The organism is Blattabacterium cuenoti, from assembly GCF_014251655.1.
GTDB lineage: Bacteria > Bacteroidota > Bacteroidia > Flavobacteriales > Blattabacteriaceae > Blattabacterium > Blattabacterium cuenoti_I.
This window is the reverse complement of record NZ_CP059225.1, coordinates 197,797-214,919: the sequence shown is the minus strand read 5'-3', so window position 1 is coordinate 214,919 and position 17,123 is coordinate 197,797. Positions and strand designations below refer to the sequence as shown.

General features: G+C 25.5%; 17 protein-coding genes. 8 read left to right on the top strand and 9 right to left on the bottom strand.

What is annotated here, in order from left to right:
• The first annotated feature begins 5 nt into the window (after positions 1–5).
• Positions 6–761, top strand: a complete 756-nt coding sequence (gene hisF / locus H0H63_RS01000; RefSeq protein WP_185858698.1) for an imidazole glycerol phosphate synthase subunit HisF — start codon at positions 6–8, stop codon at positions 759–761.
• Entirely contained in the window at positions 758–1,363 is a 606-nt protein-coding gene (gene hisIE, locus H0H63_RS00995) for a bifunctional phosphoribosyl-AMP cyclohydrolase/phosphoribosyl-ATP diphosphatase HisIE (RefSeq protein WP_185858697.1), read from the top strand. The genes hisF and hisIE overlap by 4 nt, the downstream gene beginning before the upstream one ends.
• On the opposite strand, the gene H0H63_RS00990 is transcribed toward hisIE, so the two are convergent.
• Genes H0H63_RS00990 through rsmA form a run of 3 tightly spaced genes read right to left on the bottom strand, consistent with a single transcriptional unit; the run spans position 1,349 to position 3,602 of the window.
• Positions 1,349–1,954, bottom strand: coding sequence for a 7-carboxy-7-deazaguanine synthase QueE (locus tag H0H63_RS00990; RefSeq protein ID WP_185858696.1), 606 nt, complete (start codon positions 1,952–1,954; stop codon positions 1,349–1,351). The genes hisIE and H0H63_RS00990 overlap by 15 nt on opposite strands.
• Positions 1,951–2,826 carry a bifunctional 5,10-methylenetetrahydrofolate dehydrogenase/5,10-methenyltetrahydrofolate cyclohydrolase gene (locus tag H0H63_RS00985; RefSeq protein WP_185858695.1) on the bottom strand — a complete coding sequence of 292 codons (876 nt, stop codon included), beginning with the start codon at positions 2,824–2,826 and terminating at the stop codon, positions 1,951–1,953. The genes H0H63_RS00990 and H0H63_RS00985 overlap by 4 nt, the downstream gene beginning before the upstream one ends.
• The gene (gene rsmA / locus H0H63_RS00980) at positions 2,823–3,602 is read right to left on the bottom strand and encodes a 16S rRNA (adenine(1518)-N(6)/adenine(1519)-N(6))-dimethyltransferase RsmA (protein ID WP_185858694.1); all 780 of its coding nucleotides are present in this window, start codon (positions 3,600–3,602) and stop codon (positions 2,823–2,825) included. Before rsmA ends, H0H63_RS00985 begins: the two co-directional genes overlap by 4 nt.
• Before the next feature lie 83 nt (positions 3,603–3,685).
• Between rsmA and serS the strand changes: the two genes are divergently transcribed.
• Both serS and metF read left to right on the top strand, forming a co-directional pair.
• Positions 3,686–4,957, top strand: a complete 1,272-nt coding sequence (gene serS / locus H0H63_RS00975; RefSeq protein WP_185858693.1) for a serine--tRNA ligase — start codon at positions 3,686–3,688, stop codon at positions 4,955–4,957.
• A gap of 21 nt (positions 4,958–4,978) precedes the next feature.
• On the top strand, positions 4,979–5,941 hold the full coding sequence (metF, locus tag H0H63_RS00970) for a methylenetetrahydrofolate reductase [NAD(P)H] (protein ID WP_185858692.1): 963 nt from the start codon (positions 4,979–4,981) through the stop codon (positions 5,939–5,941).
• On the opposite strand, the gene H0H63_RS00965 is transcribed toward metF, so the two are convergent.
• Positions 5,938–6,918: a pyruvate dehydrogenase complex E1 component subunit beta gene (locus H0H63_RS00965; RefSeq protein WP_185858691.1), complete on the bottom strand. Its 981-nt coding sequence runs from the start codon at positions 6,916–6,918 to the stop codon at positions 5,938–5,940. The two genes, metF and H0H63_RS00965, sit on opposite strands and share 4 nt — an antisense overlap.
• Before the next feature lie 91 nt (positions 6,919–7,009).
• Entirely contained in the window at positions 7,010–7,669 is a 660-nt protein-coding gene (locus H0H63_RS00960) for a hypothetical protein (RefSeq protein ID WP_185858690.1), read from the bottom strand.
• A 148-nt stretch (positions 7,670–7,817) separates the two neighbouring features.
• On the opposite strand from H0H63_RS00960, the gene H0H63_RS00955 reads away from it, so the two are divergent.
• Positions 7,818–8,459 carry a bifunctional nuclease family protein gene (locus tag H0H63_RS00955; RefSeq protein WP_185858689.1) on the top strand — a complete coding sequence of 214 codons (642 nt, stop codon included), beginning with the start codon at positions 7,818–7,820 and terminating at the stop codon, positions 8,457–8,459.
• Between the two features lie 6 nt (positions 8,460–8,465).
• On the opposite strand, the gene H0H63_RS00950 is transcribed toward H0H63_RS00955, so the two are convergent.
• Positions 8,466–8,960 (bottom strand): dihydrofolate reductase, encoded by a 495-nt coding sequence (locus H0H63_RS00950; RefSeq protein ID WP_185858688.1) that lies wholly within the window; start codon positions 8,958–8,960, stop codon positions 8,466–8,468.
• Positions 8,961–8,982: 22 nt separating this feature from the next.
• On the opposite strand from H0H63_RS00950, the gene H0H63_RS00945 reads away from it, so the two are divergent.
• Complete coding sequence (locus H0H63_RS00945; RefSeq protein WP_185858687.1) at positions 8,983–11,628, top strand: valine--tRNA ligase; 2,646 nt, start codon at positions 8,983–8,985, stop codon at positions 11,626–11,628.
• A gap of 4 nt (positions 11,629–11,632) precedes the next feature.
• Here the strand turns inward: H0H63_RS00945 and H0H63_RS00940 are convergent, their stop codons facing one another.
• Genes H0H63_RS00940 through ndk form a run of 3 tightly spaced genes read right to left on the bottom strand, consistent with a single transcriptional unit; the run spans position 11,633 to position 13,422 of the window.
• Positions 11,633–12,358 carry a TPM domain-containing protein gene (locus H0H63_RS00940; RefSeq protein WP_185858686.1) on the bottom strand — a complete coding sequence of 242 codons (726 nt, stop codon included), beginning with the start codon at positions 12,356–12,358 and terminating at the stop codon, positions 11,633–11,635.
• A 5-nt stretch (positions 12,359–12,363) separates the two neighbouring features.
• Positions 12,364–12,966, bottom strand: a complete 603-nt coding sequence (locus H0H63_RS00935; RefSeq protein ID WP_185858685.1) for a LemA family protein — start codon at positions 12,964–12,966, stop codon at positions 12,364–12,366.
• Positions 12,967–12,972: 6 nt separating this feature from the next.
• On the bottom strand, positions 12,973–13,422 hold the full coding sequence (gene ndk / locus H0H63_RS00930) for a nucleoside-diphosphate kinase (protein WP_185858684.1): 450 nt from the start codon (positions 13,420–13,422) through the stop codon (positions 12,973–12,975).
• Between the two features lie 87 nt (positions 13,423–13,509).
• On the opposite strand from ndk, the gene H0H63_RS00925 reads away from it, so the two are divergent.
• Entirely contained in the window at positions 13,510–15,978 is a 2,469-nt protein-coding gene (locus tag H0H63_RS00925; protein WP_185858683.1) for an alpha-ketoacid dehydrogenase subunit alpha/beta, read from the top strand.
• 69 nt (positions 15,979–16,047) lie between these two features.
• Complete coding sequence (locus tag H0H63_RS00920; protein WP_185858682.1) at positions 16,048–17,109, top strand: branched-chain amino acid aminotransferase; 1,062 nt, start codon at positions 16,048–16,050, stop codon at positions 17,107–17,109.
• The last annotated feature ends 14 nt before the right edge of the window (positions 17,110–17,123 follow it).

Genomic DNA, 17,123 nt, shown 5'->3' with positions numbered 1-17,123 from the left:
TAATTATGTTAGCTAAACGAATTATTCCTTGTTTAGACATTAAAAATGGAAGAACAGTAAAAGGAGTAAAATTCAAACATTTAAAAGATGCAGGAGATCCAATTAAATTAGTTTGTTGGTATACAAAACAAGGTGCCGATGAATTAATATTTTTAGATATTACTGCTACAAATGAAAAACGTAAGACATTAATTAGTTTAGTTAGGGAAATATCTCGTCATATTAATATTCCTTTTACGGTTGGAGGAGGGATTAGAGAAGAAGAAGATGTTGAACTATTATTAAATGCAGGAGCTGATAAAATATCTGTTAACACTGCCGCTTTCAAAAGTCCAAACCTTTTAGAAAATCTTTCTAAAAGATTTGGAAGTCAAAGTATTGTTTTAGCTATTGATACAAAATATGAAAATAATGAATGGTGGGTTTATTTAAATGGAGGTAGGATTTCTACTAATACCAAAACATTAGATTGGGCTAAAGAAGGGACTAACAGAGGGGCAGGGGAAATATTATTAACTTCAATGAATCATGACGGAACAAAAAATGGATTTGCTTTAGATATTACCAGGAAAATATCCGATAATATTACTACTCCGGTAATTGCTTCAGGAGGAGCTGGAAAATTAGAAGATTTCTATAAAATATTTAAAAATGGAAAAGCAGATGCAGCTTTAGCTGCTAGTATATTTCATTTTAAAGAAATAGAAATTCCAAAATTAAAATATTATTTAAATCGTCTTCATATACCTGTAAGGACATGATAACAATAGAATCAAAAATAAATTTTAAAGAAGGTTTAATTCCCGTTATTGTTCAAGATATAAAAACAGATAAAGTTTTAATGTTAGGATATATGAATCAAGAAGCTTATAAAAAAAGTATTGATGAAAAAAAAGTAATTTTTTATAGTAGATCCAAAAGAAGATTATGGACTAAAGGAGAGGTAAGCAAAAATTATCTTTTTATTCGAGAAATATTAGTAGATTGTGATGGAGATGCTTTATTAATCAAAGCGGAACCTGCTGGGCCTGTTTGTCATAAAGGAACGGATACTTGTTGGAAAGAAATTAATGAAAAAAGATTTTTATTTCATTTAGAAAATATAATTTCTAATAGAATCCATCAAAAATCAAAAAATTCTTATATATATCAATTATCAAAAAAAGGAATTAATAAAATATCTCAAAAATTAGGAGAAGAAACAGTAGAACTTATTATTGAATCTAAAGATAATGATAAAAATTTGTTTTTAAACGAATCGGCAGATTTACTATTTCATTATCTTATCTTACTAAATAAAAAAGGTTTTGAAATACAAGATGTTATTGATATTTTGAAACATAGACATTTAAGGAATATTTAATATTTTATGAATTTGAACAGATATCCTCCATTTTGGATTTTCTTTTATATAGGAAATAATTTTTGGAGTAATTTCAATGGAATTATTCCATTCAGGTTGTAACAATAATATACAATTATTATTTTTTACATAAGTCGATTGTTCTTCTGCAAAAAGAAAATCTTCTTCATCAGAAACAATAATTTTCAATTCATTAATCTTGTTATAATTTTCGATCAAAGGTAATTTATTTTTTTTGGGAGAAATAGTAATCCAATCCATGTATTTTTCTTTTATAGAATAGGATCCTGAAGTTTCAATATGAATATGATAACCCTTTTTTTTGAGAAGTTTAGTTAAAGGGGATATATCCCACATCATAGGTTCTCCTCCAGTTATTATAATGTTTTTTCCTTTAAAACTATTAATACGAGTAATAATTTTCTTAATTGAAATGAAATCTTTTTTTTGAATAATCCAGGTTTCTTTACTATCGCACCAAGGACATTGTATATCACATCCTTCAAAACGAATAAAACACGCAGGAATTCCACAATAATACCCCTCTCCTTGAAGCGAATAGAAAATTTCTTTTATAGGGAAAAAATTCATAAAGTAGGATGTTTTCTATTTGTTAATGCAGCCATTAAAGTATTTTTTAATAGCATTACACGAGTCATAGGTCCTACTCCTCCTGGAACAGGAGTAAGATAAGAAGCTTTTCCATATACACTTCTAAAATCAACATCTCCTAATATGTTTTTTCCATTTTTATTGATTCCTACATCTATAATAATAGCCCCATTTTTTATCATGTTTCCTTTCAAAAATCCTGTAATTCCTACTGCTACTATAATTATATCAGCCTGTTTGGTATAATATTCTATATTTAGAGTATTACTATGAGTGAGTGTTACTGTACTATTTCCAGGATAACTTTTTCTACTCATTAAAATACTTATGGGTTTTCCTACTATTCTACTTCTACCTATTACTACAGTATGTTTTCCAGATATTTTAATTTTACTCCTTTCTAAAAGAGTAAGTATTCCTAATGCAGTAGCAGGAAAAAAAGTTTTCATATCTAAAGCCATTTTTCCAAAATTTTCAGGATGAAATCCATCTACATCTTTTTTTGGATTAATAGATAAGATAATTTGATCTTGATCAATATGTTTTTCTAATGGTAATTGAACAATAAATCCATCTATTAATGGATTTGTATTCATTTTTTTTATTTCTTCTAACAATTTTTCTTCTGTACTATCTATAGGTAATTTTACTAAAGTAGATTGAATTCCAATATTTTTACATTCTTTAATTTTACTATTTACATATGTAATGCTAGAATTATTGGTTCCTGTTAAAATAATTCCAAGATGAGGAATACGTTTGTTTTTACTTAATATTTTTTTTTCTATTTCCTTAGAAATTTCTTTTCTTATTTCTTTTGCCAGTTGATTACCATTTAATAGTTTAGTCATTTCCTTATTTCTATTTCTTTTGTTAATTGAATGAATTCATTTACAGATAATTCTTCTGCTCTTTTATTTAAAAATGGGATTTTATCAAAGTTTGAAATATGTTTGAATAATTGTAAAGAATTTTTTAATTTCTTTCTTCTTTGATTAAAAGCGGTTTTTACACATTGAAATAATAAATTTTTGTTACAAGAAATAATTTCATTTTTTCTTTTTAAGGAAATGACTGCAGATTTTACATTGGTTCTAGGAAAAAATACATGTTCCTTTACAGTAAAAAGGTATTTTACATTGTAAAATATTTGTATTAAAACGGATAAAATTCCATAAGTTTTTTTTCCTTTATGAGATATAATACGTTTTACTAGTTCTTTTTGAAACATACCAATACATTCTTGTATGTATTGATTATATTCCAATATATGGAATAATATTTGAGAGGATATATTGTAAGGAAAATTTCCAATAACTGCGAATTTATGTAAGTTTGATTCCTTGGGATTCCATTTTAAAAAATCCTTATGAATAATTCTATGATTATAAATAGGAAAAGTTTTTTTCAAAAAAGAGATTAATTTTTTATCAATTTCTATTAAGAATACTTGATGATATGGATTATTTAATAAGTATTGAGTAAGGATTCCTAATCCTGGTCCTATTTCTACTACTGTATCATAATTTTTAAAAGAAAGATTATTAACAATTTTTTTAGCTATATTTTTGTCTTTTAAAAAATATTGAGCAAATTTTTTTCTAAAAATAGATTTATCTATTTGCATTATACAAATATAGAAAATTTTATGTTGTATCTTGTATTCGTAAAAATGTAATATTTATAATTAAATAGGATCTTAATTGTTATATGCTTAAAGTTTCTTTTATACGGAAGAATAAAGAAAAAGTTTTATTAGGATTAGAAAAACGTAATTTTCGTAACATTCACTTAATAGATGAAATATTAATTTTAGACGAAAAAAAAAAAATAACTCAAAAGGTTCTTAATAAGATATTAGAAAAAGAAAATTATATATCTAGAAAAATCGGAAAAATTCTAACTTTAGAAAAAGAAAATTGGGAAAAAATAGATTCTTTGAAAGAGAAATCGTCTTTTTTAAAAACGAATAAAAAAAATGTTAATATTAAATTAAAAAAAATTATTCAAATTTTAGAAAAAAAATTACACGATATTCCCAATATTCCTGATAAAAAAGTAAAAAAAATTTTTGAAAAAGATGATATTCTTTTTCAAGAAGGAAAAACTCATTGCGAAACTAAAAATCCTCTTCCTCATTGGGAATTATCTAAGAAATTTTGTTTATTTGATTTAAATTTAGGAACAAAAATATGTGGATCTGGTTTTTCAGTTTATATAGGAAAAGCAGCTAAATTACAAAGAAGTTTAATTCAATATTTCTTAGATAAAAATATACAAGCATCATATAAAGAATATAGTTTACCTTATCTTATCAATGAAAAATCTGGATATGCAACTGGACAAATTCCAGATAAAAAAAATCAAATGTATTTTATAGAAAAGGATAGATTTTATTTAATTCCTACTGGTGAAATTCCTATTATGAATTGTTATCAAGATAAAATTTTTTCAGAAAAAGACCTTCCTATAAAAGCTACTACTTACACTTCTTGTTTTAGAAGAGAATCTGGATCTTATGGAAGTAAAGTTAGAGGATTGAACAGATTACACCAGTTTGAAAAAGTAGAAATTATTCAAATTACTACAAAAGATTCTTCTTTTTATTATTTGGAAGAAATGATTTTACATGTTAAAAATATTTTAAAATCTTTAAAATTACCTTTTCGTTTAATCCGTTTAATGGGTCCAGATCTTGGATTTTCTTCTTCTATGACTTATGATTTTGAAGTTTATTCTATAGCACAAAAAAAATGGTTAGAAGTAAGTTCTATATCAAACTGTACTAATTTTCAGTCAAATAGATTAAATCTAAAATATAAAAATATAAAAGGTCATATAGAATTATGTCATACTTTAAATGGAAGTTCTTTAGCTTTACCAAGAATTATGGCTGCTTTACTAGAAAATAATCAAACTAAAAATAAAATTAATATTCCCAAAGTTTTAGTTCCTTATACTGAATTTGATCATATTAATTAAATAAAAAAGGGTTCTTATATTATGAAAGTTGTTGATCATATAGCTAAAGCAAAAAAGAGTTTATTTTCTTTTGAAATATTACCTCCTTTAAGAGGGCATGATATTAAAGATATTTTTTCTACTTTAGATCCATTAATGGAATTTTGTCCTCCTTTTATCGATGTTACTTATCATAAAGAAGAATTTATTTATGTAGAAAAAGATAATGGACTTTTACAAAGAAAAAAAATTTCTAGACGTCCAGGTACTGTAGGTATTTGTGCTGCTATTATGAATAAATATGGAGTGGATGCCGTTCCACATTTGATTTGTGAAGGATTTAACAAACAAATGACGGAAAATGCTTTAATAGATCTAAATTTTTTAGGAATAGATAATGTTCTAGTTTTAAGAGGAGATTTAATGAAGTCTGAAAATAGTTTTTTTGCAGAAAAAGAAGGATATAAATATGCAGTAGAATTAGTAGAACAAGTTCAAGATTTAAATAAAGGAAAATATTTAGATAAAACTTTTATAGAACATAAAGAATCTACATTATTTGATTTTTGTATAGGAGTAGCAGGATATCCTGAAAAACACTTTGAAGCTCCAAATATTGAAAGTGATTTATTTTTTTTGAAAAAAAAAATAGAAGCAGGAGCCGATTATATTGTTACTCAAATGTTTTTTGATAATAAAAAATATTTTACTTTCGTAAAAAAATGTAGATCAGAAGGGATTTCTGTCCCTATAATTCCTGGAATTAAACCTATTTCTTCTAAAAAACATCTAAATAGTCTTCCATCTCGTTTTTTTTTAAATATTCCTAATGAATTAGTAAAAGAGGTTGAAAAAGCAAAAAGCAAAAAAATTGTTTCTCATATTGGAATTGAATGGGCTATTCATCAATCTAAAGAATTAAAAGATTCTGGAGTTGAAATAATTCATTATTATACTATGGATAGACCAGAAAATATTTATAATATTGTTCAAGCTATTTATTAAATTAAATAAAGAGTTTTTTTGATAGTATTAATTATTTGATCTTCATTAGGAAACCAAATTTTTATTAAATTAGAAGCATAAGGTGCAGGAGTATCCAATAAAGTAATTCTACTAATAGGGGCATCTAGATAATCAAATGCTTTTTTTTGTATAAAATATGAAATTTCAGAAGCTATAGATGAAAAAGGCCATGATTCTTCTAAAATAACCAACCGATTCGTTTTTTTTACAGAAAAAAGTATGGATTCGTAATCTAATGGTCGTATCGTACGAATATCTATAACTTCTACACTAATATTTTCTTTATCTAATTTTTTTGCTACATTCATTGCCATTTTCATAATCTTTCCAAAAGAAACTAAACTAATATCAGTTCCTTCTTTTTTTATGTCTGCTTTTCCAATAGGAATAATATATTCTTCTTCTGGGATCATCATTTTATCTCCATACATTTGTTCGGATTCCATAAATATAACTGGATTATTATCTCTAATTGCTGATTTTAAAAGTCCTTTAGCATCATAAGGATTACATGGAATAACTACTTTTAGTCCAGGACAACTAGCATACCAACTTTCAAAAGATTGAGAATGAGTAGCTCCTAATTGTCCAGCAGATCCCGTAGGCCCCCTAAAAACAATAGGGATGTTCCATTGTCCTCCACTCATATAACGTATCTTTGCTGCATTATTAATAATTTGATCCATAGCAACTAAAGAAAAATTGAAAGTCATAAATTCTATAATAGGTCTACATCCATTCATAGCGGATCCCACCCCTATTCCAGAAAATGCTAATTCCGATATAGGGGTATCAATAACTCTTTTTGGTCCGAATTCTTCTAACATTCCTTTAGAGGCTTTATAAGCTCCATTATATTGAGCTACTTCTTCACCCATGAGATAAACAGTATCATCTTTTCTCATTTCTTCACTCATAGCTTCTGCTATTACTTCACGAAAAGTCTTTTCTTTCATAATAGTTATCAATTTTTCAGGAAAAATGTAAAAAAAAATAACGGAAAAGAAAGAACTTTCTTTTCCGTTTCAAAAAAATATTTTATAGCTATTAGTTCCTTTTCTCTTCTTTTTCTTTTTTTCTTTTTAGTACTTTTTCTTTTCTTTTCTCTAGAAACTCTTTTTCTATTATCGCCAATCTTATTGATTTATATATGTTATTCAAAAGTCTATTTTTCTTTTTAAGAACTTCTAATTTTTCTTTTCCTAATTCTTTTTGATCTTCAAAATCTTTTTTTGCATCTATTTGTTCTTTTGAACCTTCAGGTTTAGATATCATGACTATTTTCTTTTCTTTTATTTCATTTAATATTTTTTTTTGAAGATCTACCATCTGGTCATACTCATCATGATGTCTATCTTTTTCTTTTTCTGATTCCTGTATTTTGTCTTTTATTTCTTTAATTTTTTTAGATAAATCATCTATATCTATTTTATCCATTTCTTCGTCCGAAAGATTATCTTCTTTCTCGACAGGAAAAAGATCACTTGTATCTTCATCATCCTCCTCATCCTCCTCTGTTGTAGTAGTAGTTGAAGAAGCTGTAGTTGTAGAAGTAGGGGGAGTTACTATAGGAATATCATTAACTCCAATTTTTTTTTCGTTAGAATTAGAAGAAATTATATCATCATTACATGATACAATAAATCCTAACGTTAAAAAAATTGCAGGGATTAAAACAAATTTCATAGAATTAATAGAAGTATTCATAATAATAAAAATTTAAATATTACTAAATATATAAAAAAAATTATTACATATAATAATAATTATATATATTAAGAAGCGTGAAAAAAAAGAAAAATCTTTTGAATTTAGAATATTTGTTTACATATAGTACTATAATTTATATTTTACTATGGATCAGCTTATTAAATTAACTATACGGGGAATTTCCTTAAGTCAAATACAATCGGGAATATATATTTTGTTACTTGAAGAAGAATATGGAAAAATAAAACTTCCTATTATTATAGAAAGTTCACAAGCTCAATCTATTGCTTATTCTTTGGGAAAAAGAGATACGTCTAGATCCTTTACTCATGATTTGTTTCTTACTTTTTCCAGAGCATTCCATATAAAATTAAAAGCAGTTGTGATATACAAATTAGTAAACGGTATATTTTTTTCTTATATTTTATTTGAAGGTCTCAATCAAAAAGAAGAAAAAATAGAACATAAAATAGATTCAAAAACATCAGATGCAATTGCTTTATCTATACGATTTCAAGCTCCTATTTATACGACAAAAGAAATTTTTGATAAGGCTGGTATTTATTTTGAAAATGGATTTCCTATTGATAAAGATAAAGAAAATGAAACTTCTGAGTATGAATCAATAATGGATAATAATGGAATTATTTTTTATAAAGAAAAAAATAAAAAAGATCTAGAAAAAATGACAGAAAGAGATTTAAATACTTTATTAAATCATGCTGTGGTTAATGAATGTTACGAACTTGCGGCACAAATTAAAAAAGAATTAGATAGGAGAGAGTAAATATAATCATTTTTTTATTTTTTCGAATCTTATAAAACTGTAGTTGTATGGATGGTTTTTATCTTTTTCATAAACAAATTCATATATTTTTTTCCATTTTTTTGTATCTATTTTTGGAAATCTTGTATCTCCATAAAAATTTTTGTGAACTAAGGTTAGTTCTATAACGTCTGCTTTTTCAATTGTGGAATCATATATTTTTTCTCCTCCTATAACGAATATTTTTTTATCTAATAAATGATCTATATGTTTTATAGAAGAAATAATCTTAATATTATTTGTTTTCTTTATAAAATTTATTTTTTTTTTCGTAAGTATAATATTCTTTCTTTTTGAAAGACATTTTCCAATGGATTCGAAAGTCTTTCTTCCCATTAAAATTGTTTCTCCTATAGTTAGATTTTTAAATCGTTTTAAATCATTGGGTAAATGCCACATTAATTGATTCTTTTTTCCTATGAATCCATTTTTAGAAACAGCAGCTATTAATATAATTTTCATCCTTTTTTTTTATATTTATATTATGGATATTCCAATTAAATATGATCCAAAATCTGTAGAAAAAAAAATATATCATTATTGGATGAAAAGAAATTATTTTTCATCTTATCCAGATGATAGAATTTCTTATACTATCATTATGCCACCTCCCAACATTACTGGAGTATTACACATAGGACATATGTTAAACAATACTATCCAGGATGTTTTGATTAGACATGCTAGAATGAAAGGATATAATGCTTGTTGGATTCCTGGAATAGATCATGCATCTATTGCAACAGAAGCAAAAGTTGTAGATCAATTGAAAAAACAAGGATTATCCAAAAGTTTTTTGGGAAGAGAAAAATTTTTATATCGTGTTTTAGAATGGTATAAAAAGCATAAAAGTATTATTTTTGATCAGTTAAAAAAATTGGGATGTTCTTGTGATTGGAATCGTGTTCAATTTACCATGAATCCAAAATTGTCTAAATCTGTTACAAAAATTTTTATAGATTTATATAGAAGAGGATATATATATAGAGGATATCATGTCATGAATTGGGATCCAAAAGCTAAAACGACAATTTCAGATGAAGAAGTTATTTATAAAGAATGTATTGGTAAACTTTATTATTTGAAATATCAAATACAAGGAGAAAAAGATTTTGTTGTTGTGGCAACAACTCGTCCAGAAACCATATTTGGAGATACGGCTATTTGTATTCATCCATATGATAAACGTTTTTCTCATTTAAAAGGTAAATCTGTAACTATTCCAATAGTAAATAGATCTATTCCTATTATCGAAGATTCATATGTGGATATGAATTTTGGAACAGGATGTTTAAAAATAACTCCAGCGCATGATATACACGATAAAAAGATATCAGATAAACATAAATTAAAGATTATTGATATTTTTAATGAAGATGCTACTCTAAATGAAAATGGACTTCATTATAAAGGAATGGATCGTTTTGAAGTAAGAAAAAGAATAGTAGTAGAATTAAACAAATTGGAAGCTATAGAAAATATTGAAAAATATACTCAAAAAATAGGTTTTTCTGAACGAACTTTATCTATTATAGAATATAAACCGTCTCTTCAATGGTTTTTGAGAATGAAAGAAATTTCTATTCCTGCTATAGAATCCGTAAAAAATGGAGATATTCAATTTTATCCTAAAAAATTGAATAAAATTTATTTTCAGTGGATGAATCAAATTCGTGATTGGAATATTTCTAGACAATTATGGTGGGGACATCGTATTCCTGTCTATTATTATGGAAAAAATATTGATGATTTTGTAGTTTCGGAAAATATAGAAGAAGCATTAAAAGAAGCAAAGAATAAAAGTAAAAATCCATCTTTAAGCTATGATAAAATATGGCAAGATACAGATGTTTTAGATACTTGGTTTTCTTCTTGGATATTACCTTTATCTGTTTTTGATGGAATTAATGATCCTTATAATCATGAAATTTTTTATTATTATCCAACTGAAGATATGGTTACAGGTTCAGATATATTATTTTTCTGGATTGCACGTATGATTATGGCTGGATTTTTTTTTAAAAAAGAAAAACCCTTTAAAAGGGTTTTTTTTACTGGTATTATCAGAGATTTTAAAAATAGAAAAATATCAAAATCATTAAATAATTCTCCGAATATTATAGATTTGATTCACCAATATGGAGCCGATGCTATACGTATGGGTCTTATGCTAAAAACTAGTAGTGCAGGGAAAGATTATCATTTTGATGAAAAAATATGTCTGCAAGGTAGAAATTTTTCTAATAAAATATGGAACGCTTTTCGTTTAATTCAAAGTTGGAAAATAAGAGAAAATAAAACTGTTCCTGAATATTCTAAAATTGCTATTCTATGGTTAAGAAATCGTTTTTATTTTATTTTAGAAATATTTGATAAATTATTTTATGAATATAAATTTGATGAATCCTTACTGGTTTTATATAAGTTTATTTGGGAAGATTTCTGTTCTTGGTATCTTGAAATAATAAAACCAGAAAATAAATGTATATCAAAAATAGTATATTTAAATACTATAAAATATTTTGAAAATATGTTAAAATTATTACATCCATATATGCCTTTTTTATCAGAAGAGATTTGGAATCTTCTCAGAAGGAGAAAATCGAAAGAAGCTTTAATTATTTCTTCTTGGCCTAAAAAAAAATCTTATAATCATGATATATTAGTTTCCTTTGAAAGGATTACTCAGATAATATCTAAAATACGTAATATAAGAAATGAAAATCATATTCCTTATAAAGAAAGTCTTATATTATTTTCTACGAAAAAAAAAGAAGAAAAAAAAGAATATGATTCAATTTTATTGAAATTAGCAAATTTATCTCAAATTATTTCCGTATTAAAAACACCTAAAAATACTCCATTTTTTTCCTTTATTTTAGGTCAAGATCAGTTTTTTTTATCTAGAAAAAAGAAATATCATACTAATGATGATATAGAAATCGTAAATACTGAAAAAAAAATTCAATATTACTATAATTTTTTATTTATAATTAGAAAAAATTTATCTAATGAAAAATATGTAAAATCAGTACCAATGAATATCCTTTTAAAGGAAAGAAAAAAAGAGAATGATACATTAAAAAAAATAGAACAATTAAAGGAATATTTAGAATATTTGAAAAAATAAAATATTACCAATTTCCGCTGCTTCCTCCCCCTCCAAAATGTCCTCCTCCTCCAAATTCATCTTCGTTAAAATTTTCTTCATGTTCATGATTATGAAATTTGTTTAAAAAGTCCATAAATAATAATGTATTTAATAGTAATGGGTAATCTCTGGTTTTATAGATAAATAAAAGTAGAAGAAAAAAAACACTTATGTAAATCAATAAATTCCATTTAGGAAAAACTTTTTTAGTATGATTTTTTTTATATTTATCTTTTAAAATTTTGAATATTTCTTGAATACTATAATCTATAGCTTTATAATAAAGACCATTTTTTAATATTGGTTTTATTTTTCTTATAATTTTCGTAGTTAAAAAATCGGTGAGATAAGGTTCTATTCCATATCCATTTTGAATAGATATTTTTCTATCATTGACAGATAATAATATGACTATTCCATTATTTTTATGAAAATTTCCAATTTTCCATTTTTCTCCCCATTTATAAGCTATAACATTTGGATCTTCTCCATGAAGATTATTAATAATGGATACTAATATTTCTGTTGATGTAATTTTAGAGTATAGAATAAGTTGTTCATTTAATTTTTTTATTTGTTTTCTGGATAAAACTCCGACATTATCTTGAATAGGAGATATTTTTTTTGGTATTTCAGGGATATTCAATTGTCCTTTTACTAAATTTATACAAGAAAAAATTAGAATGATAAATTGAATGGTTTTGTTCATAATTTTTAATTGGAAAAATCTACGATAGGAGATTTTTCTGATCCTATAGAAGATTGAAAATATCCTTTTTCTTTAAATTGAGTAAAAAAATTTGCAATGATCGATTTTGGAAATTGATTTCTATAAGAATTAAAATTATTTACTTGATCATTGAAACGGTTTCTTTCTACATTAATACGGTTTTCTGTTCCTTCTAATTGATTTTGCAATTCATAAAAATTTTGTGTAGACTTTATATCTGGATAATTTTCTACAATTAGAAGTAGTCTACTGACGGAATTATTTAGATATTCTTGTGCTTTTTGAAATTGATTTATTTTATTTTGATTCAAATCGTTTGGATTTATAGAAAAAGAAGTAGCTTTTGATCTAGCTTTTATTACTTGATTTAACGTATTTTTTTCAAAGTTTGCAGATCCTTTTACTGTATTAACTAAATTTGGAATTAAATCAGATCTACGTTGATAAACATTTTCTACTTGACCCCATTGTGTTTTAATATTTTCATTTAATTCGATAAGATGATTATATATATTAACGGTCCATAGTCCAAATATAAATGTTAAAATAAAAATAGAGGAAATGATTATTAAAAAAATTTTTTTCATAAAAAATTAGTTGAAAGATTCTTGTACAAAAATTTCTCTATTCGAAAAATAAAATTGACTTTCTTGAAAAGCACTTTTATTACTGTCTGATCCATGTATAGCATTTTTTTTTAGGGAAGTAGCATATAAATTTCTTATTGTTCCTTTTTTAGCGTTTATTGGATTTGTATCTCCTATTAAAAGTCTAAAGTCTTTAACTGCGTTTTCTTTTTCTAAAAGAATAGATACGATTGGTCCAGATGACATGAATTCTACTAAAGAATTGAAAAAATATTTTTTTTGATGTTCCGAATAAAACTTGATAGCGTTTTTTTTGGAAAGTTTTGTCATTTTAAGTGCTATTATATGAAATCCAGCATGAACTATTTTAGTTAGAATAGTAGCAATATATCCTTTTTGTACTGCATCCGGTTTAATAATAGATAGAGTAATTCTTCCAAACATATGATCAATCATAATTAACGTTCAATTGATAAAATTAAATAAAGAAATTCATAAATGAAAATTCCTGTATTTTCATATCAAAAAAAGAAAAATTTGATTATGAAATATAATAATAATAAATCTAATGATGATGAAGAAAGTTCTTTTGAATCATTTAGAAAAACGGTTTTAAACGATTATAAATTAGCAAAAATTAGCCGTGAAACAAGTGTTTTAGGTAGAAAAGAAGTTTTAAATGGAAGAGCTAAATTTGGAATATTTGGAGATGGAAAAGAGATTCCTCAATTAGCTATGGCAAAGGTTTTTAAAAATGGAGATTTTAGATCTGGATATTATAGAGATCAAACATTTATGATGGCTATCGGAGCTTTAACTGTAAGAAGTTTTTTTTCACAATTATATGCCCATTCAGATTTAAAATATGAACCTATTTCATCTGGAAGAATGATGACTTCCCATTTTGGAACACGTTTTTTGAATCAGGATGGGGATTGGAAAAATCTTGTTCAACAAAAAAATTCTACTGCTGATATATCTGCTACAGCCGCTCAGATGCCTAAACTATTAGGCTTAGCTCAAGCTTCTAAAATTTATAAAAAATTGAAAAATTTAAAAAAAACACATAAAAAATTTTCTAATAATGGAAATGAAGTTGCATTTGGAACTATTGGAAACGCTAGTATTTCAGAAGGGTTATTTTGGGAAACTTTAAATGCGGCTTCGGTTTTACAAGTTCCTATAATTCTTTCTATTTGGGATGATGGATATGGAATATCTGTTCCCAATAAATACCAATTTTCTAAAAAAAATATTAGTGATCTTTTATATGGGTTTCATAGAAATAAAAAGGAAAAAGGAATTGAAATTATTCGTGTTAATGGATATAATTATATGGATCTTACCATAACTTATGATAAAGCAAATAAAATTGCTCGTTATGAACATGTTCCAGTGATTATTCATGTTACTAATTTGACTCAACCGCAAGGTCATTCTACTTCTTCTTCACATGAAAGATATAAATCAAAAGAACGGTTAAAATGGGAAATGGAGAATGATGGAATCAAAAAATTTAGAGATTGGATTTTAAATTTTAGATTTAATTTTTTTAATACTAATAAAAAAAAAGAAGTTGTTCAAACTATAGCAAATGTTTGCTTTTTAGATAAAATAGATATAGAAGCTAAAGAATACGTTAAAAATGAGCAAATAAAAGCATGGAATGCTTTCCAAAAACCTATTCATAAACTTAAAAATGAAGCTATAAGTATTTTACAAAAAGTACAAGATAGTTCTTCTTGTTTGAAGAAAAAATGGATTAATAAATATGTGAATAAATATATAGATAAATTAAACAATTTCAATAAAAATTTATCTACAAAGAAATCAATATTTCGTATCGTTAGAAAAATTTTATATCTTTTGTATGAGGTGGAATTAGATGAAAAATATTGTCTTATAAAATGGTTTAATAATAAATTTCGGAAAGAAGAAGAAAATTATTCGTCCCATCTATATAGTATTTCCAAAAAATCTTCCGTAAAAATAACAGAAGTTTTTCCTGTATATAATAATAAAACTTTGGAAGTAGATGGTAGAATCGTATTAAGAGAAAATTTTGATAAATTGTTAAAAATGTATCCTGATCTTCTAATATTTGGTGAAGATGTAGGAAAAATAGGAGATGTCAATCAAGGATTAGAAGGGTTACAAAAAAAATATGGAAAAACAAGGATTTTTGATACTGGAATACGGGAATCTACAATTCTTGGACAAGGTATAGGTTTATCTATGCGTGGGTTACGTCCTATAGTTGAAATTCAATATATAGATTACATTCTATATGCTTTACAAATTATGAGTGATGATATTGCTTGCTTACAGTATAGAACAAGAGGAGGACAAAAATCTCCTGTTATTATTAGAACAAGAGGACATCGTCTAGAAGGAATATGGCATTCCGGTTCTCCTATGGGAGGGATCATTAATTATTTAAGAGGCGTTTTAGTTCTTGTTCCAAGAAATATGGTAAAGGCGGCTGGATTTTATAATACTTTGTTATCTGGAGATGATCCTGCTTTGGTTATTGAATGTCTAAATGGATATAGAATAAAAGAAAAGTTACCGGAAAATTTAGGTTTTTTTAGAACTCCTATTGGAATAGTGGAAATAACAAGAAAGGGAAAAGATATCACGATGGTTACTTATGGTTCTACATGGAGAATTGTAAATAAAGCCGCAGAAGAATTGTATAAAATAAATATAGATACTGAAATAATAGATATTCAATCTCTTTTACCTTTTGATTTACAAAAGGATATTGCTAAAAGTTTACAAAAAACTAATAGACTATTAATTATAGATGAGGATGTCCCAGGAGGGGCTTCTGCTTTTATTTTACAAAAAATATTAGAAGAACAAAATGGTTATTATTATTTAGATTGTTCACCTGTTACAATTACGGCTAAAGAACATCGTCCTCCTTATGGATCCGATGGAGATTATTTTTCAAAACCTTCCGTTGAAAATATTGTGGAAAAAGTATTAAAAATGATGAATGATAATTAGAAAATTAACTTTTTTATTAAAAAAATAATAATTATTTATTATTATCTTTGTTTTTAATAATTTTTTACTATGAAGATAGAGAAAACTTTACAATCAAGAATTAGGGAAATCGATTTTGATAATATTTCTTTTGGAAGCCAGTATTCAGATCATATGTTTTGTTCTGAGTATATAGATGGGAAGTGGAAAAATTCTATGATAAAACCTTTTGGAAACATAGGTATATCTCCTGTATCTCTTGTTTTTCATTATGGACAAGCTGTATTTGAAGGAATGAAAGCTTATAAAGATAAAAATGAAGAAGTTTTTTTATTTCGACCAGAAGAAAATTTTAAAAGAATAAATAGATCCTCTATTCGATTGGAAATGCCTTATATTCCAAAATATATATTCATGAATGGATTAAAAAAATTAATAGATATAGATAGAGATTGGATTCCAAAAAATTATGGACAATCTTTATATATACGTCCTTTTTTAATTGCAACTAATGGAGTTTTATCTGCTAAACCTTCTAAAAATTATATGTTTATGATAGTATCTACCCCTGCTGATATTTATTATAAACATCCTTTAAAAATTAAAATAGAAGAAAAATATAGTCGTTCTGCATCAGGAGGGGTCGGTTTTACTAAAGCGGCTGGAAACTATGCTTCTTCTTTTTATCCGACTAGATTAGCAAATGAAGAAGGATTTGATCAAATTTTGTGGACCGACTCTTCTAGTCATACAATAATAGAAGAATCCGGAACAATGAATGTTTTTTTTTGGTTAAAAGATAAACTTGTAACTCCAAAAGCTAATGATAATATATTAAGTGGAATAACTTGCAAAAGTATTCTTTCTTTAGCTAAAGAAGAAGGAATTACTGTAGAGGAACGAAATTTAAGTGTTTTAGAAATCATAGAAGGATTAAAAAAAGGAGAATTAAAAGAAGCATTTGGTTGTGGGACCGCTGTAGTTATAAATGATTTTGAAATGATTAGTTATCAAAAAAATAATTTTTTATTACCATCTGTTTCAAAGAAAGAAAAAATATCTATTCGTCTAAAAAAAAGATTATTAGATATACAACATAATTTATCAGAAGATATTTTTGGATGGAGACTCCAATTAAAAAAGAATTCGTAAGTAAAAAAATCATC